We start from the raw sequence: 21,987 nt of genomic DNA on the forward strand, positions 1-21,987 counted from the left end.
ACGGCGGGGCGCATGTCACCGCGCCGCCGCGGGCATTGCTGGGTGCATGACAGATGACGCGGCAGTGCGCAGTGGAGCGGAAGGGCTGTCCGACGAGGAACGGCTGGCCCAGCTCGGTTACACCCAGGTCCTCGCCCGCCGGATGTCGGCGTTCTCGAACTACGCCGTCTCCTTCACGATCATCTCGGTCCTGTCCGGCTGCCTCACCCTCTACCTCTTCGGCATGATCACCGGCGGCCCCGCGGTGATCGTCTGGGGCTGGGTGGCGGTCGGCCTGATGACCCTGTTCGTGGGCCTGTCGATGGCCGAGATCTGTTCGGCCTACCCGACGTCGGCGGGCCTGTACTTCTGGGCGCACCGCCTCGCGCCCCCGCGCTCGGCGGCGGCGTGGGCGTGGTTCACGGGCTGGTTCAACGTGCTGGGCCAGGTGGCGGTGACGGCGGGCATCGACTTCGGCGCGGCGTCCTTCCTCGGCGCCTACCTGAACCTCCAGTTCGACTTCGAGGTGACACCCGGCCGTACGGTGCTGCTGTTCGCGGCGATCCTGCTGCTGCACGGCCTGCTGAACACCTTCGGGGTCCGCATCGTCGCCCTGCTGAACAGCGTGAGCGTGTGGTGGCACGTCCTCGGGGTCGCGGTCATCGTCGGCGCCCTGGCCCTCGTGCCCGACCACCACCGGTCGGCGTCCTTCGTCTTCACGAAGTTCGTGAACGAGACCGGCTGGGGCAGCGGCCTCTACGTGGTCCTGCTCGGCCTCCTCATGGCCCAGTACACCTTCACGGGCTACGACGCCTCGGCCCACATGACGGAGGAGACCCACGACGCCTCCACGGCGGGCCCGAAGGGCATCGTCCGCTCGATCTGGACGTCCTGGATCGCCGGCTTCGTCCTGCTCCTGGGCTTCACCTTCGCGATCCAGTCGTACGACAAGGAGCTGGCGTCCCCGACCGGCGCGCCCCCCGCCCAGATCCTCCTGGACGCGCTGGGAGCGACGACGGGCAAGCTGTTGCTGCTGGTCGTGATCGGCGCCCAGCTCTTCTGCGGCATGGCCTCGGTCACCGCCAACAGCCGCATGATCTACGCCTTCTCCCGCGACGGCGCACTGCCCTTCTCGCACGTCTGGCACACGGTCAGCCCGCGCACCCGCACCCCCGTGGCGGCGGTCTGGCTGGCCGCGCTCGCCGCCCTGGTCCTGGGGCTGCCCTACCTGATCAATTCCACCGCCTATGCGGCGGTGACCTCGATCGCGGTGATCGGCCTCTACATCGCCTACGTCGTCCCGACCTTCCTCCGGGTCCGCAAGGGCGCGGCCTTCGAACGCGGCCCGTGGCACCTGGGCCGCTGGTCGGTCGCGGTCGGGCTGGTGTCCGTCACCTGGGTGGCCGTGATCACCGTCCTGTTCATGCTGCCCCAGGTCTCCCCGGTCACCTGGAAGACCTTCAACTACGCCCCGGTCGCCGTCCTGGTCGTCCTGGGCTTCGCAGCGACCTGGTGGCTGACCTCGGCCCGCCACTGGTTCCTCAACCCGGCCCACACCCGCAGCCCCGTGCCCGAGCCGGTCGAAAAGTAACCCTTCCTCCCCCCGACGCGGCCGGGTCGCCGATACCCGATCGGAGACGCGGCCTCGTCCGGCTATGCTCGGACAGGCAACATCGCCCGGGCCCTTAGCTCAATTGGCAGAGCAGTGGACTTTTAATCCATTGGTTGTGGGTTCGAGTCCCACAGGGCCTACGGAAACGCCCCCAGCTCATGTGCGTCACGAGCTGGGGGCACGTCCGTTTTTCGGGGCCGGGGGAACCCGGCTCAGCCGGCGCTCAACTTCGCCAGCGGCAGCGTGTGCTGGGTCTGCAGGACCTTCGCGCGCAGGTAACGGACGTTGTGGGCCGTGGTGAAGACGCCGGTCGGCACCCGGTCCCGGACGACCACGCCGAGCGAGCGCAACTGCTCCGCCTTGTCCGGGTTGTTGGAGAGCAGGTCCAGTTCCCCGATGCCGAGGGCGCGCAGCATCTGCGCGGCGGCCGTGTAGTCGCGGGCGTCCTCCGGGAGGCCGAGCGCGGCGTTCGCCTCGTAGGTGTCGAGGCCCTCGTCCTGCAGGGCGTAGGCGTCGAGCTTGTTGTACAGGCCGATGCCGCGTCCCTCCTGGCGCAGATAGAGCAGGACGCCCCCGCGCTCGGCGATCCGCTCGACCGCCTCGCGCATCTGGGGGCCGCAGTCGCAGCGGGCCGAGCCGAAGACGTCCCCGGTCAGGCACTCGGAGTGCAGCCGCACCAGGGGGACCGGACCGGGCTCGCCGAGGACCACGGCGACGTGCTCCTGGCCGTCGGTCAGGCCGTGGAAGGTGACGAGTTCGGCGTCGACGGAGTAGCCGTCGCCGAAGTGCAGCGGTACCCGGACGCGGGCGCGCGGGGTGGCGGCGGGGGTGTCGGGCATGCGGGCCTCCGGGTTCCGTTCCCTTGCTGCTGCCATCTGCTTCAGATTTGAAGCAGCTGCTCGGTCGGTGACCCTACCTCATGTTTAAAAGTTAAAGCAACGAGTTTGCGGCGCGCGTCACGGGAGCCGGTCCTGCTGCGGTCCGGAACAGGGCGAAGAGCGCCGCCGCCAGGGCACGTCCTCCGCCGCACCCCCCGTCTCCTCCCCCTCCAGTGTCCGGGCGACCTCCGTGCAGATCTCCTCCAACTGCCCCACCTGCTCGGGAGTGAGCCGGTCGAAGAGGGTCGCGCGGACGGTCTCGACGTGCCCGGGTGCCGTACGCTCCAGCACGGCCATCCCCTCGTCCGTCAGCACCGCGATACTGCTGCGCCGGTCCCAGCTGCAGTCCTCCCGCCGCACGAGTCCGTCCCGCTCCAGCCGGGTCACCGCGTACGTCAGCCTGCTGCGTGTGATCTTCAGCGTCTCGGCGAGGTCGGTCATGCGCAGGCTCCGGTCGGGCGCCTCGGAGAGGTTGGCCAGCACGGAGTAGAACAGGTGCGGCATGCCGGCCTCCTGCTGGAGATTCCGGTCGATCGCGTCGTCCAGGAGCCTGGAGGCGGCGATGTACGCGCGCCAGGCGCGCTGCTCCTCGGGGGTGAGCCAGCGGGTCGTCATGCAGCCAGTGTAAGTTTGTTTCAAACTTGAACCAAGATCAGTCTTGGTCTCCGCGAGGGAGCGCGCCGATGCCGTACCCGTACGTCCTGCTGTCCGCCGCCGTCTCCCTCGACGGCTACCTGGACGACACCGGCCCCGACCGGCTCCTGCTGTCCGGCCCGGCCGACTTCGACCGGGTCGACGAGGTACGGGCCTCGGTCGACGCCATCCTGATCGGCGCCGGCACCATCCGCGCCGACAACCCGCGCCTGCTGGTGAACTCACCCGAGCGCCGCGCGGCCCGCGTGGCCGGGGGCAGGCCCGCGTACCCCCTGAAGGTCACCGTCACCGCCTCCGGGGGCCTCGACCCGGACGCGAACTTCTGGCACACCGGCGGCGAGAAGCTCGTGTACACGACGGACAAGGGCGCCGAACGGGCCTCCCGCACCCTCGGCCGGACCGCCGACGTCGTCCCCCTCGGCCCCGACCTCGACTGGCGGGCCCTGCTGGAGCATCTGCACGACGTGCGCGGTGTACGGCGCCTGATGGTCGAGGGCGGCGGAACCGTCCACACCCAGCTCCTGCTGCAGGGCCTCGCCGACGAACTCCAGCTGGTCCTCGCCCCGCTGTTCGTCGGCGACCCGGCGGCCCCGCGCCTGTTCGGCCCCGGGGCCTACCAGGGCGGGCGTCTCCGCCTCACCGACACCCGCCGGATCGAGGACGTCGTCCTCATGCGCTACGAGCCCACCGCCCCCGGCACCGGCGGGTTGCCCACCGCCGCCGACCGCCACTGGCTGCGCACCGCCTGCGAGCTGGCCGCCCTGTGCCCGCCCTCGCGGACCGCCTTCAGCGTCGGCGCGGTGGTGGTCGCCGCCGACGGCACGGAGCTGGCGCGCGGGTACTCCCGGGAGGGGGGCGACCCCGTGGTGCACGCGGAGGAGGCGGCCCTCGCCAAGCTCGACCCCACGGACCCGCGGCTGCCCGGCGCCACCGTCTACAGCAGCCTGGAGCCCTGCTCCCGCCGCGCCTCCCGCCCCGCCCCCTGCGCCGAGCTGATCCTGCGGGCGGGCGTACGCCGGGTGGTCACGGCCTGGCGGGAGCCGGACACCTTCGTGACGGCGGCCGACGGCGCCGGGGTACTGGCGGGCGCGGGCGTGGACGTCGTACTGCTGCCGGAGTACGAGGGTCCGGCGAAGGCGCCGAACGCCCATCTGCTGCCCTGAGCGGCACCTCACGGAAAACCCGTGTGCTTCGACCTCTGCGGATGGCGTACACTGGAGTCACAACGACGCGGGGTGGAGCAGCTCGGTAGCTCGCTGGGCTCATAACCCAGAGGTCGCAGGTTCAAATCCTGTCCCCGCTACTGAAGGCTCAGGGCCGGAATCCAGCAAAGGATTCCGGCCCTGAGTGTTTTTCCGCCGCGCCCACCTGACGTCGAGTGGCGTACGTCACAGTCAGTCATCCGCTCGGTCCACAGCGGTCGCCCGCCGTACCCGCTCCCGCCACGCTGGACGCAGGTCAAGGACACGGGAGACGAGCAGTGCGCCCTGGTGAGGTGGAGGAGAGCCCGTACGCCAGGGCCGACGGGCGGCTCCCCGGCGACCCCGTGCCCGGCCCCGGCCTCGGCCGGGACCCCGCGCCCCTCCTGCCGGAGAAGTGCCACGGCCACCGTCCGACGCCGCGCGGCCTGGCCCGCGCCCTGCCCGCGCTCCTGATCGCCGGCGGAATCCTGTACGACCTGCTCACCCCGCGCGACTTCACCGCCGTCCCGTTCTTCACGGCCGCCCCGCTGGTCGCCGCGCCCCTGTCCTCGCTGCGCACCACGGTGCTCACCGGCCTCGCCGCCCTGGCCGCGACCTTCGCCGTGCACGCCCGCTTCGGCACCGGCACGGACGTGAACCTGGTCACCGAGGTGGTCACCGTGGCCACCGTCGCCCTGCTGGCCGTCGCCATCAACCGCGTCGTCCGCCTCGGCGACCGGCGCCTCGCCTCCGCCCGGGAGATCGCCGAGGCCGCCCAGCGGGCCGTGCTGCCCGAGCCCGACGCGCGGCTCGCGGGCTTCGACATCGCGGCCCGGTACGAGGCGGCGCAGGCGGACGCCTTCATCGGCGGCGACCTGTACGCGGTGCAGGACAGCCCGTACGGCGTCCGGCTGGTCGTCGGGGACGTGCGCGGCAAGGGGATCGGCGCGGTCGCCGCCGTCGCCGTGGTGATCGGGGCGTTCCGGGAGGCCGCCGAGCAGGAGGCCACGCTGGAGGCGGTCGCCGAACGGCTGGAGCGCGCGCTGGCCCGCGAGGGCACCCGGCGGGGCGGGATCGACGCCTTCGAGGGCTTCACCACCGCCGTCCTCGCCGAACTCCCGCACGGCGACGGCGTCGTCCGGATCGTCAACCGCGGCCATCCCCCGCCGCTGCTGCTGCACGACGACGGCACCCTGCGGATCCTGACCGCGCACGAACCCGCGCTGCCGCTAGGCATGAGCGATCTGGGCCTGTGGCCCGACCGCGCGACCGAGTCCGGTTTCCCGAGCGGTGCCACCCTGCTGCTCTACACCGACGGCCTGTCCGAGGCCCGCGACGCCCACGGCCGCTTCTACGACCCCTGGCGCCGGCTCGTCGGACGCCGCTTCCCCGACCCGCGCGCTCTGCTCGTCCGCCTGGCCGCGGAGGTGCGACGGCACTCCGGGGGCGGGATGACGGACGACATGGCGCTGCTGGCCGTACGACGACCCTGACCAGTATCACCGACGGTGATCGGACGGAAGCCCTCCGCATAACATCTGAGACACCATCAAAACCGTTGTGACTCCTGAGTGTCGGCCAACTCGCCCGATTTCCGCCTCTCCTGGCACGTTACGTCCGTCCGGGAAAAGGTTAATGATCAAGCCGAACGGCTTGGAATCTGACAGGTGGGTCTATTAACGTTCGATAACGCAGCGCGGTCGTCCCAGCCGTCACAAGAGGCGGCTCCGTGCGCACGCGCCGAATCCCGTAAGGGAACCGGGGAACCACCACCTTGGGGTGAATCACGCGGATGCCGCTGTGAACCGCACTGGTCCACATCTGGTTTACGCGCGTAGGAGACCTTCCTGCTCCGAACCCGTCAGCTAACCCGGTAGGCGGAGGAAGGAAAGGAGTACGCCCGCGTGGCGTCCAACCGGCCTGCCCCAGAAGCCCCGTTCGTGCCGGCTCAGCGCGAGATCGACACCTTCGGTTACGGCGAGTACCGCACCGAAGAGGGCCCCTGGGAGGAGTGGAATCCCACCGAGGACTCCATCCGTCCCGTGCGCGGCCGGCACCGCGTCGCCAAGCAGCGCGGCGGCGGACTCGCCCGCAGCTCCACCGTCCTCGGCGTCGGCGTCATAGCCGCTGTCGGCGCGGGCGGCATGGCCAGCGCCAACACCGGCAAGCCGCCGGTGTCCATCTCCATGCCCGACCTGCCCTCCGTCGGCTCCCTGTTCGGCGACGGCTCCTCCGACGCCCCCAAGGCCACCACGGCCTCGCTCAGCACCGTCGGCACGGCCTCCGCCGACAGCGACGAGAGCGACGCGGGCGAGGCCCTGCGCAACCGGATCATGGCCCAGGCCGAGCAGCAGCAGAGCAAGGCCGAGAGCAAGGCCACCGCGGCCGCCGTCGCCGCCGCCGAGAAGCAGACCGCCGACGCGGCCGCCAAGGCGGAGAAGGAAGCCGCCGCCAAGGCCGCCGACGCCAAGGAGCAGGCGGAGGCCGCCGCCAAGAAGCAGGCCGAGGCGGAGCGCCTGGCCGAACTGGCCAAGCAGTACCAGCTGCCGGTCGTCTCGTACACGATCACCGGTACCTTCGGTCAGCCCGGCTCGATGTGGTCCTCCGGCTACCACACCGGTCTCGACTTCGCCGCCCCGACGGGCACGCTGATCAAGGCCGTCCACGGTGGCACCATCACCGAGGCGGGCTGGGCCGGTGCCTACGGCTACCGCACGATCCTCACCCTGGACGACGGCACCGAGCTGTGGTTCTGCCACCAGTCCTCGATCAACGTCTCCGTCGGCCAGAAGGTCGGCACCGGCGACGTCATCGGCCGGATCGGCGCCACCGGCAACGTCACCGGCCCGCACCTCCACCTGGAGGTCCACCCGAACGGCCAGGCCACGGGCATCGACCCGATGGCGTGGCTGCACGGCAAGGGCCTCACCCCCTGACCGGCCGCTGAGCCGGCCCCGCCCGGCCCCCTCGTCCAGTTCCCCGGCAGCCCTGACGGCACCCCCCGACGTCAGGGCTGCCGGTCGTGTGTTCACACACCGTTCGCGGGAATCCCGGAATGGGCGGTGCGGGAGTGACCGTTGAAAAGAAGCATGACTGCTTCTCTGCGCAAACTCGGCTCCTCCGACCTCGAGGTCTTCCCGCTCGCCCTCGGCGGCAACGTCTTCGGCTGGACCGCCGACGAGGAGAGCTCCTTCGCCGTCCTCGACGCCTACACGGCCGCCGGCGGCAACTTCGTCGACACCGCCGACTCCTACTCGGCGTGGATCGAGGGCAACAAGGGCGGCGAGTCGGAGACGATCATCGGCAAGTGGGTCAAGGCCCGCGGCAACCGTTCGGACGTCGTCATCGCGACCAAGGTCAGCCAGCACCCGGAGTACCCGGGCCTCACCGCGGCCAACATCAAGGCCGCGGCGGACGCCTCCCTGCGCCGTCTGGACACCGACTACATCGACCTCTACTACACCCACTTCGACAAGCCCGAAGTGCCGGTGGAGGAGATCATCGGCGCGCTGGACGAGCTGGTGAAGGCGGGCAAGGTCCGGCAGATCGCCGCCTCCAACATCAGCCCCGAGCGGCTGCGGGCCTCCCTCGAGTTCTCCGACCGCGAGGGCCTCGCCCGGTACGTCGCCCTCCAGCCCCACTACAACCTGGTCTCCCGCGACACCTACGAGGGCCCGCTGCAGGACCTCGCCGCCCGTGAGGGCCTGGCGGCCGTCCCGTACTTCGCCCTCGCCTCGGGCTTCCTGACCGGCAAGTACCGGCCCGGTACGAAGGTCGACAGCGCCCGTGCCGGCTCGGCCGCCAAGCACCTCGAGTCCGAGCGCGGCCGGCAGGTCCTCACGGCCCTGGACGAGATCGCCACCGCCCACGAGGCCCCGGTGGCCGGGGTCGCCCTCGCGTGGCTCGCCGCCCAGCCGACGGTGGCGGCCCCGATCGCCTCGGCCCGCACGGTGGAGCAGCTCCCGGCGCTGCTGGGGGTGGCCGAGCTGCGGCTGACGGACGAGGAGCTGAGGAAGCTGACGGAGGCGTCGGCCTGACGCCTCCTTCCAGCGCTGCCGTGCGGGTCTACGACCGGTACGGGTTGTACAGGGGATACGGGTTGTACGCGGGATTCGGCACGGCCGGGTGGCCGTACGGCGCCCAGGACCCCGGTGCGGGGGCGGCAGCCCGGGCCGCGTACTCCAGCGCCGGCCGGGCGACGTCCTTCCGCTTCCACAGTTCGGCCAGCAGCTCCCGCTCCCGTACGGCGAAGTCGGCTCCGGCCCGTCCCCGCCGTCCCCGGTGCCGCAGGAACGCGAGCGAGGTGGCGTAGGCCTCGTACTGCGCCACCGCCCGGGCCGCGGGCCGCCCCCCGAAGTGCCGGCGGGCGTGGTCCCGGGCCGTCCGCCGCGCCCGCATCGACCCGAGGACGAACGGCTCCGTAGGGCCCAGCCACCCGGCGTACACATACGCGGGCAGCTCCTCCCGCACGGTCCGCAGCTCCCGCTGCCTGGTCCAGATCGCCAGCCAGGTCAGCAGCCCGAAGGCAGGGAGCATGAAGGCGCCGTAGACGGCGAAGAACCCGAGCTCGCCGAAGGTCGAGGAGCCGTTCCAGAAGGCGTGCATGCTCATCGCGAGCAGCAGCCCGCCGAACGGGACCAGGATGCGCCGGGCGTGCTGCCGTTCGGCCGAGAGCGCGGCGACGCCGAAGCCGATGCCGGTGAGCACGGTGAACAGGGGGTGCGCGAACGGGGACATCACGATGCGCACGAAGAAGGTGGCGGCGGTGACGGAGGCGATGCCGCGACCGCCGGTGAGCTGGTCGGTTCCGAAGGCCGTGCCGAGGTAGAGGATGTTCTCGGTGAAGGCGAACCCGGTGGCGGTGATCCCCGCTATCACGACACCGTCGACGATCCCGGTGAAGTCCCTTCTGCGGAAGAGGAACACCAGGAGCACGGCCGCGGCCTTGGCGGACTCCTCCACCACGGGCGCGATCACGGTCGCGCCGAGGGTGTCGGCACTGGCCGGGTCGGCGGTCGCCGTGGCGATCCACTTCGTCGCGAAGCTGTTGGCGACGATCGCGATCAGTGCGGCCGCGCAGGCGCCCCAGGCGAACGCGAAGACCAGATTCCGCCAGGGGCCCGGCTCCACCCGGTCAAGCCAGCGGAAGGCGGCTATGAGCCAGGGCACGGGCAGGACGGCCAGCCCCAGCCCGACCAGGAAACCCTCGGTGCCGGTCTGCCTGCGCACCATCGCGAGGATGACCAGTCCGGACAGCGCCAGGAGCGTGATCAGCGCCCCGTAGCGCACCCACCGGCGCTGCCACCAGTGCGGGTGCGCTCCGCTTCCGGGGCCGGGTGAGTAGGTCGGGTACGGAGGACTGGTGGCCACGGCATCGACCCTAACGGTGACCGGACGAAGGGACTGGTGCTGCTGACGGAGCTGTTGGTCCTGACGTGGTTATGGGTTCTGATGCGGTACGCGATGAAAGAGCAGATCGTTCACCACATGTCCCTTGTCCAGTCCCTGGCCCTCGAAACGGGTCAGTGGCCGGAACCCGGGACGCGGCGCGAAACCGCCGTCGGCCTGGGTGTTCTCGAAGTCCGGATGTGCGGTCAGCACCTCGAGCATCTGTTCGGCGTACGGTTCCCAGTCGGTCGCGCAGTGCACGACCGCCCCCGGCTTCAGCCGGGTCGCGGCCAGCGTCAGGAACTCGGGCTGGATCAACCGCCGCTTGTGGTGCCGCTTCTTGGGCCAGGGGTCCGGGAAGTACACGCGCAGCCCGTCGAGCGAGTCGGGCCGGAGCATCTCCCTCAGCAGGATGATGGCGTCCCCGTTGCCCACCCGGACGTTGGACAGCCCGTTCTGGTCGGCGAGGTTGAGCAGGTTGCCCTGCCCCGGCGTGTGCACGTCCACGGCGAGGATGTTCGTTCCGGGGTCCCCGGCCGCCATCCGCGCGGTGGCCTCGCCCATGCCGAACCCGATCTCGAGCACGACGGGGTTGCCGTTCCCGAACAGCTCGCCCGGATCGATGACGCACTGCCCGTCGATGTCCAGACCCCATGTGGGCCACAGCCGCTGCAGCGCATCGGCCTGCCCCGCCGTCACCCGGCTCCGCCGCGGCTGGAAACTCCGGATCCGCCGCTCGAAGTGCGAGCCGGCGGGATCGGCCTTGGGCCCGTCCGGGAACCGGGGCTCCCCCTTGGCCCGGCTGTGCCGCACGGACACACCGGGAACATGCGAGGACACCGACCCGGCAGAACCGGCTCGCGAGACTTCGGAGGCATTCAACGACTCAGACACAGTGAACCCGATTTTACGGCGAGAGCCCTTCCTTGCTTGACGGGTGCCCGCTCGGCCGACCGCTCTGGTGCCTTCTCGGCCTACCGAGCAACCCCGGACGGTGCCTTCTGGGCCGACCGAGACGGGTGGTGGGTGGGCGCAGGCCGGGAGCCCCCTGGTACGGCGCCCCGAGTGCGGGGTACGTCACAGTGAGCCGAGCCGAGCCGAGCCGAGCCGAGCCGCAGAGCGCACCGCACCTCACAGCGAGCCGAGCATGGACAGGGCCCGTCGCCCCACCTCCCTGCCGATCGGCAAGGAAGCGGTGGCCGCAGGAGACGGCGCGTTCAGCACATGCACGGTCCGAGCCCCCTCCCGAATCAGGAAGTCGTCCACCAGCGTCCCGTCCCGCAGCACCGCCTGCGCCCGCACCCCGGCAGGGGCCCGCACCAGATCCCCCTCCTCGGCCGCCGGCAGCAACCTGCGCACCGCCTGGAGGAAGGCCCCCTTGGACACCGACCGCCGCAGCTCCCCCGCCCCGTACCGCCAGTGCCGCCGGGCGATCACCCACGACCCCGGCCACGCCACCGTCCCGCCCAGCTCCCGGGGCCGTACGACCCCCCAGCCGTATCCCTCCCGGGCCAGCGCCGGCACCGCGTTGGGCCCGATGTGGACACCTCCGTCGATCCCGCGCGTCAGATGCACCCCGAGGAACGGGAACGCCGGATCCGGTACCGGATACACCAGCCCCCGCACCAGCTCGGGCCGCGCCAGCTCGTAGTACTCACCTCGGAACGGCACGATCCGCACCCCGGGCTCGTCCCCGGTCAGCCGCGCCACCTCGTCGCAGTACAGCCCCGCGCAGTTCACCAGCACCCGCCCGCGCACGACGTCCCCGCCCGCCGTCAGCACGGCCACGCCCCGCTCCGGCCGCCGGTCCACCCGTACGACCCGCGCCCCGTACCGGATCTCCGCCCCCGAGCCTTGCGCCAGCTGCCGGGCGACGCCCACGAAGTCGCACACACCGGTCGTACCGACGTGTATCGCGGCCAGTCCCCGCACCTCCGGCTCGTACTCACCGATCTGCGCGCCGCCCAGCTCCCGTACCGGGATCCCGTTCTCCCGCCCGCGCTGCACGAGCGCGTGCAGCCGCGGCAGCTCCTCCCGCTCGGTGGCGACGATCAGCTTTCCGGTGACGGCGTGCGCGATGCCGTACTCGGCGCAGAACTTCACCATCTCGGCGGCGCCCCGCACCGCGTACCGCGCCTTGAGCGAGCCCGGCCGGTAGTAGATCCCGCTGTGGATCACCCCGCTGTTGCGCCCGGTCTGGTGCCGGGCCGGCCCTGGCTCCTTCTCCAGCACCGTCACCCGCGTACCCGGCGCGGCCCGCGTGATCGCATACGCCGTCGACAGCCCGACGATGCCGCCCCCGATCACCAGCACGTCGCAGTCGTACGCACCGTCCCGCACCTGCACCACCTCCCACCTCGATAGTGCACTGCGCCACTGACAGCGCCTTCAAACGCCGCGCCCTACGCCGGGGCCATCAACAGGGGCCGCGCCCGCTCCCGCAGCTCCACCACCCGCGGTTCGTCGCCGTAGGGCTCCAGCCGGTGCAGAAGATCCTTCACGTACTCGGTCGTCCGGGCGGAGGAGATCCGCCCGGCCACCTCCACGGCCCGCACCCCCTGCTCGCAGGCGGCGTCCAGATTCCCCGACTCCAGCTCGGCGACGGCCGAGACGACCAACCGCAGCCCGTGCGACCGCACGAACTCCTCCGTCGGCTTGGACAGGGCCTGCTCGGTGAACCTGCGCACCTGCCGTGGCGCCTTCAGATCCCGGTAGCACTCCGCCGCATCAGCGGCAAAACGGTCGTATCCATAGAAACCAAGCCAAGAAGGATCGTTGTCGCCCTCCCGTGACCGCTCGAGCCATCCCTCGGCGGCCTTCAGGGCCGCTCCCGCCGCCTGCGCGTCTCCCGCGCGCGCGTGTGCCCGCGCCTCGACCAGCCGGAAGAAGCTCATGGTCCGCGAGGTCGCCAGCCCGCGGTTGCGCTCCAGCGCGGCCTGCGCCAGATCGACGCCCTCGTCGCCGAAGCCCCGGTACGTCGCCTGCAGTGACATGGTGGCCAGGACATAGCCGCCGAGCGGTACGTCGGCCGCCGCGCGCGCGAGCCGCAGCGCCTGGATGTAGTACCGCTGTGCCGCCTCCTGCTGGCCGGTGTCGAAGGCCATCCAGCCCGCCAGCCTGGTGAGTTCGGCAGAGGCCCCGAACAGCGCCCGGCCGACCTCGTCGGAGTACGAGCCGAGCAGCAGCGGCGCCGCCTCCACCCTTAAGCACTCGGGCACCATGGACGAACGCCAGTCGCCGCCTCCGTATTTGGAGTCCCAGCGCCTGGCGTCCTCGGCGGCCTCCCGCAGCTTCTGCACATCGCTGTGGCCGACTTTGATCGGTGCGCCGGAGCCCTCGGCAGGGTTCGCCTCCCGCGCGACCGAGCTGTCGGCGGGGGTTATCAGCCAACGTGAGGCAGGCGTTGCGTATGCGCTCACTGCGAACGACCCCGCGAGCGACTGCCAGATGCCGCCGGCGCCGGCCCGGCGCCCGGCCAGGTCGAGCCGGTACAGCTCGGTGGCCGACCGCACCGCCTGTCCCACGTCTCTGGGGAAGGCGAGGCCCACCTCGGGTGCGGGATCCGCGTCCGCCAGGCCGATCTCGTGGAGCGGGACCGGGCGGCCGAGCTTCTGGCCGATGGCGGCCGCGATGAGGTGCGGCGCCGCTCCCTGCGGCACCATCCCCTTCGACACCCAGCGCGCCACCGAGGTCTTGTCGTAGCGAAGAGTCAACCCGCGTTGAGCGCCAAGGTCGTTGACGCGTCGCGCGAGTCCTGCGTTGCTGATTCCCGCGAGGGCGAGAACGGCGCCGAGTTTTTCGTTCGGCCCGCGTTGCTCCCTGGACATGCGCCACCCCTCGACACAGACGGCTGCCGCGCTGGCATAACCGTGCGGCATTCGTAAACCCAGCGTAGTTCGCCGCATCCCAAGCGTTAAGGGGCATTGTTCCGGATGGCGGGATTGTGGTCCGTACGGGAGTACGGCCCTGTACGCACCGTGCACACGCTGTCGCGGCGTGCCCCCGCTCGTGTGGCCGTGCGCCCGTGCGTGCGCTCTTCTCCGGCCACCGGGGGAGCGGTTCCATGGCTCTTGCGTGGGTCGGCCCGCTGTACTGGATCCAGTGGGCTGGGGGACACCGTCACCTTCATCCCCGCGGGTGGCGGACCGGTCCGGGAGGCGATGCCCGCCTCCCGGACTGTGCGCGTTCCCGTCCCGCCGCGCGCTCCCCAGGCCTGTACGGAGCGTGCTCAAATCCGATGGGCCGCTGTGGGATTGGCTGAAAATCGCCCCCGGCCCGCGCGGGCGATTCCTGCTCCCACCACGGAACTTGAGGGCGTGAAGGGCGCTTTCAGGGCGCGTATCGGGGGCGCATTCGCGTCGCACTCGCCTGGAGCCCTCCCGCCACCCGCCTTGACCCGTACGGGCTTTCACCCGGCCGCCGCACGGCGCCCCTCCCGTGCCCCGCGTCGGCCCGTCCGTGATTTTCCCTCGATCGAAGGCGGTGCCACCGCCCCTCCGCGGCGCGTTCTTCATGGCAGCATGGGGAGCCGGTTCGTGCGGTGCACTGGTTGTCCACAGCCTGTGGAGGCGTCGATGCGGTGGTTGGTGGGTTGGAGCAGCACCGCCGCGGGCGCCGCCGGGATCGGTTCCGCGGGCGCGACCGGATACGACGGCGAGACCTTGCACCCGGTCGGCTCCCAGCTCCTGTGGGGCGACCCCGATCCCCTGTGGGCCGTGGGCGACTGGCGTCCGGACGAGGTGCGTGTGGTGAAGGCCGACGCACAGAACCGCATCGCCGTCCTCGGCACCTGCGGCGTCGGCGACGAGGAGCTCCGGCGCAGTCTGTTCACCGCGCGCGGGGGCGCACTGCGCCATCTGACCACCTGGCCCGGCAGCTACACGGCCGTCGTCCAGGTGGGCCGCCGGGTCACCGTCTGCGGCGATCTCGCGGGCGCCCGCCCGGTGTTCTACACCCCCTGGGCAGGCGGTACGGCCTACGCCACGGCCGCGCTGCCGCTCGCCGACCTCATCGAGGCCAACCTCGACTTCGGTCATCTGGCGGCCCTGCTCGCCGCCCCCGACGTACCGGCCGCACTGCGCGACACCACCCCGTACGACGGGGTACGGCGCATTCCGCCGGGGCACGCACTCGTCCTGCGCGCGGGCGCGCGTGAGATCGCCGGGTACGAGCCGGTCGCCTCCCTCGCGGTGGCCGCGCCCCCGGCCGACCCGGACCGCGCGGTGGACGCCGTACGGGACGCGCTCGTCGAGGCGGTACGCGCGCGGCTGTCGGCGCCGCGGCACGTGCCCGACCTCGACCCCGGTCCGGTGCCGGGCATGGGGCCCGCCGAGCGGCGGGCCGCGCGCGGGATGCCGGTGCCGGGCATCGGCGCCGACCTGTCCGGCGGACCGGCCTCCGGCACGCTGGCGCTGCTCGCCGCCGGGCTGCCCGGCAGACCGGGCACGCTGCTCGGCCACGGCACGGGCGCGGGCGAGCGACTGCTCGCCGTCACCTTCAACGACCTGGCCGTCGGCGGCCACGAGGCCGAACTGGAGCGCGCGGGAACCCTCGCGGCCAACCCGCGCCTGCACCACGTGGTGGTCACCGGCGGCGAGGAGACCCTGCCCTACGCCGACCTCGACGGCCCCCTCACCGACGAGCCCGGCCCCTCGCTGGTCACGGCGGCCCGCCACCGGGCCCGCCTCGCCGCCGGCAGCGCCGACCACTTCACCGGCCACGGCGCCCGCCAGGTCCTCGACGCCCACCCCGCCCGCCTCGCCGACCTCCTCATGGACCGCAAACGGCGCCACCTGGTCCGGCCGGTCGCGGCGCTCGCCCGGGCCGACGGCTCGGTGATGGTCCCCGCGCGCGTGTACGGCGCGGCCCGGCGGCTGGCCCGCACCCCGTACCGGTCCGGCCTGGAACTGCTCGCCGAGCGGCTGATCCGGCACCGCTTCGACGAGCCGGGGGGTGCGGTCGGTGCGTCCCTCGCCGCGCTGGCCTGGGCGAGACCCGGGCCGGCGGCGCGCTGGCTGACAGGGGAGGCACTGGCTGAAGTATCGGTTCTGCTGCAGGCCGGGGCGGACCGCTCCTCCGTGGGCTCCGCGCAGCGGCCCGGCGAGTTCCGCGCGCGTGCCGTGCTCGCCCGCCACGCGGCCGACCTGCGCGTCCTGGAGCAGGCCGCGGAGATCCGCTCCCAGCGGCTGCACGCGCCCTTCCTCGACAACCAGGTCGTCCGTGCCTGCCGCGCCCTTCCCGAATCCCTGCGCGTCCAGCCCGGAGCCCGCTCCGCCGTCCTGCGTACGGTCCTGGAGGGCGCCGGCGTCACCAACCTCCCGCCCGGCTGGGGCGCACCCTCCCACGCCTCCTCCGCGGCGGCCACGCGCGCGGGGCTGCGGCTGGCCGCGGACTCCCTGGTGGACCTGTTCTCCACACCTCTCCTGGCCGAGGCCGGCCTGGTGGAGGCCCGAGTGGTCCGCAAGGCCGTACGCGCCGCCGCGGCCGGCGAAACCCTCCCCCTGGACGGCCTCGCCGACCTGATCTCCCTCGAGCTCTGGCTCCGCCGTCTCCTCTCCCGTCGAGGCACCTGCTGGACAGGCACCCCCGCACGCGCACGCGCGGTCCCCTCCGGAATCCAACCCAGAAGAGACGCCCTGGCCTCGGGAGCCTGAACAGGACAGGGCCGGCCGCCCGGACGTAGCTGCGGGCAGTCGTGCCTCCCCCCAGTGCCTTCAAGAGCTGGGGGCCCCGGGCGGCACGGGTGGGCGCAGCGGCACCCCGTCAGCGCGGGCAGGCGACCCCACCTGCGGCCCACCCCGCCCCCGGCCCACCGCGGCTCCGGACGCCGATCAGCTCCGGTTACGGCCTGCAGCCGACCCGCACCCGGAAACTCCCGGAGCCGAAACACCGTGGCCCAACCCCCGGCCCCCCGCAACAATGACCCGGTGCGGTACAGAATCCTGGGGGTAACCCAAGCGACGGACGATCAGGGCACCCCCCTACCCCTGGGCGGCCAACGCCTCCGCACCCTCCTCACCGCCCTCGCCCTCCGCCCCGGCCGCACCACCACCCCCGAGACCCTGATCGACGAGGTCTGGGCGGACACCCCGCCCCAGGACGCCCCCGCCGCCCTCCAGGCCCTCGTCGCCCGCCTCCGCCGCACCCTCGGCAGACACACCGTCGTCTCCACCCAGGGCGGCTACCGCCTGGAAGCGACCGAGGACGACGTGGACCTGTACGTCTTCGAACGCCTCACCCACGCGGGCACCAGGGCCCTCACCGGAGGCGAACCCGCCACCGCCCACCGCACCCTCACCGAAGCCCTCGCCCTCTGGCACGGCCCCGCCCTGGCCGACCTCCCCGACCGCACCGCGGCCGCCCGCCCGGAAGCCCTGCGCCTGGAGGCGACCCGTGCCCGTGCCACCGCGGCCCTCGACCTCGGCCGCGCCCGGGACGTCGTACCGGAACTGACGGAGCTGACCACCGCCCACCCGTACGACGAATCCCTGCACGCCCTCCTCATCCGCGCCCTGCGCGACACCGGCCGCCCCGCCGACGCCCTCGCCGCGTACGAGTCCGCCCGGCGCACCCTCGCCGACACCTTCGGCACCGACCCCGGCCCGGAACTCCGGGCGCTGCACGCGTCGTTGTTGTCGCAGGAGCCGCCCGCGGCCGCCCCCGGCCCGGCCCGGCCACCGGAGCGGACGGGCAACCTCCGTCCCCGTCTGACCTCCTTCGTCGGCCGGGAACCGGAACTCGAGGCCATTCGTTCCGACTTGCACAGGGCCCGTCTGGTCACCCTCACCGGACCGGGCGGCTCGGGAAAGACCCGCCTCGCCGAGGAGGCCGCCGCAGGGCTGCCCCAGGCATGGCTGGTCGAGCTGGCCCCGCTCGACCGGCCGGAGGCGGTGCCCGGCGCGGTGGTCAGCGCGCTCGGTCTGCGCGAGACCGTGCTCCTGACCAACGACCTGGCGATGCCGCAGGCCGACCCCACGGCCCTGCTGATCGAGTACTGCGCCTCGCGCAGCCGACTCCTGATCCTTGACAACTGCGAGCACGTCATCGGCGCGGCAGCCACCCTCGCCGAGACCCTCCTCACCCACTGCCCGGGGCTCACGGTCCTCGCCACCAGCCGTGAACCCCTGGGCGTCCCCGGTGAGTCGGTGCGCCCGGTCGAACCCCTCGTCCCCGAGCAGGCGCACCGCCTCTTCGCCGAGCGCGCGCGGGCCGTCCGTCCCGACGCCGACGCGGTGCTCCGCGACACCGAGGCCGTGGCGGAGATCTGCCGCCGCCTGGACGGGCTGCCGCTCGCCATCGAACTGGCCGCGGCCCGGCTCAGGCTGCTGACTCCGCGGCAGATCGCCGATCGCCTGGACGACCGCTTCCGCCTGCTCGCCTCCGGAAGCCGCACGGTCCTGCCCCGCCAGCAGACCCTGCGCGCGGTGGTCGACTGGTCCTGGGAGCTGCTGGACGAGCGGGAGCGGACGGTACTGCGCGAGGTGTCGGTGTTCGCCGGCGGCTGGGACCTCGCGGCGGCCGAGGCCGTGTGCACCGGCCCGGCGGCGGACCTGATCGGCGCCCTCGTGGACAAGTCCCTCGTCGTGGCCGCCCCGGACGGCCCGGGCGGCTCCGCTCAGGGCGCCGGGATGCGGTACCGCATGCTGGAGACCATCCACGAGTACGCCACCGAGCGCGCGGCCGAGCTCCCCGACCTGCGCGCGGCGGCCGAGCGGCGGCATCGCGCATGGGTGCGCACCCTGGTCGAGGAGGCCGAGCCCCGGCTGCGATCGGCTGCCCAACTGCCCTGCATCGAGCGTCTGGAGAGCGAACTCGACAACATCCGGGCGGGCCTGGACCGCGCGGTGCGCGCCGGCGACGAGGCCGAGGCCGGTGCGATCGTCCTGGCCATCGGCTGGTTCTGGTGGCTGCGCAACTACCGCCAGGAGGCGGTGGAGTGGGTCCGGCTGGTGCTGCGCCTGGGCGTCGCCCGGGACGCCCTGCCCGAGGGCGCGGGGCGGCTCGACCTCCTCCGGTTCATGGAGTCGGCGGACCCCATCGGCGCCTTTCTCGACGGCCCCGACGGCGAGGCGGGCCACCCGCTGCGGGAGCTGCGCATGGACCTGCGGATGCTCGACCTTTTCCTGACCTCCGAGTTGAGTGCGGAGAACCTCGCGGCCGACGAGCGGGCTCCGCAGTACCTCGCGCGCGTACGGGCCGCCTACGAGCGCGGTGGCCCACACGCCGCCCGCCTCCCCGGCCTCGTCTGGCCATTGACCGCCTACTACCTGGGCGGCCCGGCTGACGCGGGCCCCGACATGGCTGCGGCGGTCGCCAACTGCCGTGAATACGGCGGAGACTGGGAGATCGGCGTCACCCTGATGTACCGCACGCACATGGTCGTCGACTCGCCCGGCAACCTGCGGGGCGTGGACGAGGACCTGGCGGAGCTGCGCACGCTCAGCCGGCGCGTCGGGGACCGCTGGATGCGGGCGCAGGTGTGCAGCGCGGCCGGTGAGGCGGCCATGGCGCGCGGCAGGTTCGACGAGGCACGCGGCGAGTACGAGGAGGCACTGCGGCTCGCCTACGAGGTGGGCGCCTACGCCGAGTCGCCGTTCCTGATGGCCCGGCTGGCCGACATCGCCTACCGCTCCGGCGACCGCGCGGGCGCCCTCGCCGCCCTGGACGGGGCCGGCGCGGCCGCCGAGCGGTACGGGGTGGTCGAGTCCGCGGCGTTCGTCCTGCTCATGCGGGCCCACATCGCCGAGAGCGACGGAGATCTCGTCCTGGCGCGGGAGCTGTACGAGTCGACCCACGCGGCCTCGGCGGGCGGCACGCCGCCACCGCAGTTCATGGCGGGCCTGCGCGCGGTCGAGGCCCTGATCACGGCGGGCGAGTCCGGTCCCGGAGCCGCTCTGCCGATCGTGGCCGACGCGCTGCGCGAGGCACGGCAGTGCGCCGAGACGATCACGGCGGCTCTGGTGGACATCGGGGCCGGGCTCCTGGCCCGGCTGGGCGACCTGCCCGGCGCGGTACGGCTGCTCGCGGCCGCCGACCACTGGCGCGCCGGTCACCCACGCCCCGAGCCGGAGCGCAGCCGGGCCGCACGCGTCGACGCGGAAGCCCGCGAAACGCTGCCCCCGGAGCGTTACGCGGCCGAGCGGGCCCGTGGCGCGGGCCTCGCCGCGGAGGACGTCGTACGGGAGCTGGAGGCGATGGCGGCCGCCCCGGGGCGCTGACGCCCGCTACCGGCAGGTGAACCTGGAGTCGGCCCAGTCCGCCGGCGCCGCCTGGTCGAAGACCTTGCTGTGCGGCGACACGACGAGCCGTACCGTGCTGCGGCCGGTCAGATCGACATGGACGGGCACGGCCGCGTCCCGGCCCTTGACCGTCCCGGACTGCCACACCCGGACCCCGTCGGCGTAGACGGAGAAGGAGACCTTGCCGAGCCCGAGAGCGAGGTCGTCCACGCCGGCCAGGGCGTCGAAGGCGGTGCACTGGCGGTTGAGGTCGACGGTGACGGAGGACCGGCCGTGCACGGTGACACCGCGCGCGTACCTCTTGCCGCCGATCGACATCCCGTACCGCTGCCACACCCAGCTGCTCTCACGCAGCCGCATCTCCGGCGCGGTGCCGTCGCCGTCGACGTCGTACCGCAGGTCGCTCCACTCGTAGACGACGGGAGCCGGCCGGGGAGTGGGGGTGGATGTGGGCGTCGGGGTCGGCTCGGGCCCCGGCTTCGTCGTGGGCGCGGTCGTGGGCTCCGGGGTCGGGGTCGGCTTCGGGGTGGGCTCGGGCGCGGCCGCCGAAGTGCGGGTCGGCGTCGGGGCCGGCTTGGGGACGAGCGCGACCGGCTCGGGCGCGGGTTTCCTGCTCGTGGGTGTGGGTGTGGGTGTGGGAGTGGGAGTCGGTGCGGGCGGCTGCTGGACTGCGGGCGTGGAGGGCGCCGGCTCGGCCACCTCCTTGGCCGGGTGGTCGTGCACCAGCGCCAGGGCCACCGCGGCGGCGGCCACCGCGACCACACCGGCCGCGATCCCCGCCTTCACCGGCGCCCCGAGCCCCTCCGCGGCCGGCGCGCCGCCGCCGGCCCCCGAACCACCGGAGGACCCGCCGGCCGCGGTGGCACCCGCCGCACCCACCCCGGCACCACCGGCGATGATCCCGAGCGCCTTCCCGTACCCCGCTGCCCCGAACCAGCCGATGACGGCGACCGGAACGACCCCCGGGATACCGCCGGCGACCTCCTCGATCTGCGCGGCCGCCAGCCGGCATCTGGCGCACTCGTCCAGGTGCTTGCGCAGGCCCCGTTCGGCGCGGATGCGCAGCTTGCGGCGGGCGTAGCCGCCGAGCTGGTCGGCGTAACGGGCGCACTCCTCGTCACCGGCGAGGGAGGCGCTGACGTGAGCCTGCAGATAGGCCTGCTTCAGCCCCTCGCGGGCGCGGCTCGCCAGCACCCGGGTGCCGTTGGCGTCCAGCCCGAACAGGACGGCCACCTCGCTCGGCGACTCGTCCTCCACCTCGGTGTGCCACAGCACGGCCTGCCAGCGCTCGGGCAGCGAGCGAAAGGCCCGCATGGCCATGGACTGCTCGGCCTCGTGCAGGGCGCGCACCTCGGCGCCCGCGTCAAGACCGTCGTCGGCGGACGCCTCGGGCGTGCGCGAGACCTGCTGGGCGAACACGGCGAAGTCGTCCACGAGCTGCTCGCGCCGCGCCGACTTCGTCCAGTGCGTGGCGACGCGCCGCACGGACGTCAGCAGATAGGCGCGCACGGCGTGTTCGGGTCCCGACCCGCCGCGCACCGCCTGCAGCATGCGGGCGAAGACCTCGGCGGTGAGGTCGTCCGCGGTGTGGCCGTCACGGCAGCAGGTACGGGCGTACCGGCGCACCGCATCCGCGTGCCGCCGGTACAACTCCTCGTAGGCCGAGTCGTCACCGGCACGCATCCGCTCGATCAACGCGCCGTCGGCGGGAGGTGTCTGCCGCGGCGGCAACCCACCGCCCTCACGCTGAGCGGGCACACTCGCGTCACCGTGTGCCCCGGCCCGCCCGCCCTGACTCGGCACCTGCGGAGAGGTCAGCTCACCGGTCTGCGGGTCACCGTCACCGCGCGACCCGTCCCACCCGTCAACGCCCATCGCGCAAAGCCCCCGACCCCCGGCCCAGCCCAACCCGTAACGGGCTCAGCGTCCCACAACACCTCCCCCTCGGGCCCCACCCGCACAACCCATCCACTCATCCGAGCGCACTTGCCACCAACGCCCCCGAACACCACCCGCACGAGCAACCGTTCGTACACGGCAAGCCGCACCCCCGGAGG

The 21,987-nt window shown here is 72.9% G+C and carries 14 protein-coding genes, 2 tRNA genes and 1 riboswitch; of the genes, 9 read left to right on the forward strand and 7 right to left on the reverse strand.

Features of this window, described 5'->3' with window-relative positions; all coding sequences use genetic code 11:
• The first annotated feature begins 46 nt into the window (after positions 1-46).
• Positions 47-1,570 (forward strand): amino acid permease, encoded by a 1,524-nt coding sequence (locus AC07CM_RS07110; protein ID WP_478875302.1) that lies wholly within the window; start codon positions 47-49, stop codon positions 1,568-1,570.
• An 88-nt stretch (positions 1,571-1,658) separates the two neighbouring features.
• Positions 1,659-1,731 (forward strand) — tRNA-Lys (locus tag AC07CM_RS07115).
• A gap of 72 nt (positions 1,732-1,803) precedes the next feature.
• Here AC07CM_RS07115 and AC07CM_RS07120 read toward each other — a convergent pair.
• Both AC07CM_RS07120 and AC07CM_RS07125 read right to left on the reverse strand, forming a co-directional pair.
• Positions 1,804-2,430 (reverse strand): GTP cyclohydrolase II, encoded by a 627-nt coding sequence (locus AC07CM_RS07120; RefSeq protein WP_478875303.1) that lies wholly within the window; start codon positions 2,428-2,430, stop codon positions 1,804-1,806.
• A 117-nt stretch (positions 2,431-2,547) separates the two neighbouring features.
• Positions 2,548-3,084, reverse strand: a complete 537-nt coding sequence (locus AC07CM_RS07125) for a MarR family winged helix-turn-helix transcriptional regulator (protein ID WP_478875304.1) — start codon at positions 3,082-3,084, stop codon at positions 2,548-2,550.
• Positions 3,085-3,152: 68 nt separating this feature from the next.
• Here AC07CM_RS07125 and AC07CM_RS07130 point away from each other — a divergent pair, with 68 nt between their 5' ends.
• From AC07CM_RS07130 to AC07CM_RS07150, 5 genes are all read left to right on the forward strand, one after another.
• Complete coding sequence (locus tag AC07CM_RS07130) at positions 3,153-4,286, forward strand: dihydrofolate reductase family protein (protein ID WP_478875305.1); 1,134 nt, start codon at positions 3,153-3,155, stop codon at positions 4,284-4,286.
• A 66-nt stretch (positions 4,287-4,352) separates the two neighbouring features.
• Positions 4,353-4,426: transfer RNA gene (locus AC07CM_RS07135), tRNA-Met, on the forward strand.
• A 177-nt stretch (positions 4,427-4,603) separates the two neighbouring features.
• On the forward strand, positions 4,604-5,797 hold the full coding sequence (locus tag AC07CM_RS07140; protein ID WP_478875306.1) for a PP2C family protein-serine/threonine phosphatase: 1,194 nt from the start codon (positions 4,604-4,606) through the stop codon (positions 5,795-5,797).
• Between the two features lie 235 nt (positions 5,798-6,032).
• Positions 6,033-6,199: riboswitch (cyclic di-AMP (ydaO/yuaA leader) on the forward strand.
• A 9-nt stretch (positions 6,200-6,208) separates the two neighbouring features.
• Positions 6,209-7,240 (forward strand): M23 family metallopeptidase, encoded by a 1,032-nt coding sequence (locus AC07CM_RS07145; protein WP_478875307.1) that lies wholly within the window; start codon positions 6,209-6,211, stop codon positions 7,238-7,240.
• Between the two features lie 153 nt (positions 7,241-7,393).
• Positions 7,394-8,341 carry an aldo/keto reductase gene (locus tag AC07CM_RS07150; RefSeq protein ID WP_478875308.1) on the forward strand — a complete coding sequence of 316 codons (948 nt, stop codon included), beginning with the start codon at positions 7,394-7,396 and terminating at the stop codon, positions 8,339-8,341.
• A gap of 28 nt (positions 8,342-8,369) precedes the next feature.
• Here the strand turns inward: AC07CM_RS07150 and AC07CM_RS07155 are convergent, their stop codons facing one another.
• The 4 genes from AC07CM_RS07155 to AC07CM_RS07170 form a co-directional block, all read right to left on the reverse strand.
• Positions 8,370-9,674 carry a PrsW family intramembrane metalloprotease gene (locus tag AC07CM_RS07155; protein ID WP_478875309.1) on the reverse strand — a complete coding sequence of 435 codons (1,305 nt, stop codon included), beginning with the start codon at positions 9,672-9,674 and terminating at the stop codon, positions 8,370-8,372.
• A gap of 69 nt (positions 9,675-9,743) precedes the next feature.
• Positions 9,744-10,586, reverse strand: a complete 843-nt coding sequence (gene trmB, locus AC07CM_RS07160) for a tRNA (guanosine(46)-N7)-methyltransferase TrmB (protein WP_478875310.1) — start codon at positions 10,584-10,586, stop codon at positions 9,744-9,746.
• A gap of 237 nt (positions 10,587-10,823) precedes the next feature.
• A complete protein-coding gene (gene lhgO, locus AC07CM_RS07165) occupies positions 10,824-12,041 on the reverse strand; it encodes an L-2-hydroxyglutarate oxidase (protein ID WP_478875311.1) in 1,218 nt (405 codons plus the stop codon).
• Between the two features lie 53 nt (positions 12,042-12,094).
• The gene (locus tag AC07CM_RS07170) at positions 12,095-13,519 is read right to left on the reverse strand and encodes an MFS transporter (protein WP_478875312.1); all 1,425 of its coding nucleotides are present in this window, start codon (positions 13,517-13,519) and stop codon (positions 12,095-12,097) included.
• 747 nt (positions 13,520-14,266) lie between these two features.
• Here AC07CM_RS07170 and AC07CM_RS07175 point away from each other — a divergent pair.
• Entirely contained in the window at positions 14,267-16,345 is a 2,079-nt protein-coding gene (locus tag AC07CM_RS07175) for an asparagine synthase-related protein (RefSeq protein WP_478875313.1), read from the forward strand.
• A gap of 273 nt (positions 16,346-16,618) precedes the next feature.
• Positions 16,619-19,909 (forward strand): AfsR/SARP family transcriptional regulator, encoded by a 3,291-nt coding sequence (locus AC07CM_RS07180; RefSeq protein WP_478875314.1) that lies wholly within the window; start codon positions 16,619-16,621, stop codon positions 19,907-19,909.
• A gap of 6 nt (positions 19,910-19,915) precedes the next feature.
• Here the strand turns inward: AC07CM_RS07180 and AC07CM_RS07185 are convergent, their stop codons facing one another.
• Complete coding sequence (locus tag AC07CM_RS07185; RefSeq protein ID WP_478875315.1) at positions 19,916-21,805, reverse strand: sigma-70 family RNA polymerase sigma factor; 1,890 nt, start codon at positions 21,803-21,805, stop codon at positions 19,916-19,918.
• Between the last annotated feature and the right edge of the window lie 182 nt (positions 21,806-21,987).

It is taken from the genome of Streptomyces sp. NPDC044061, from assembly GCF_056434305.1.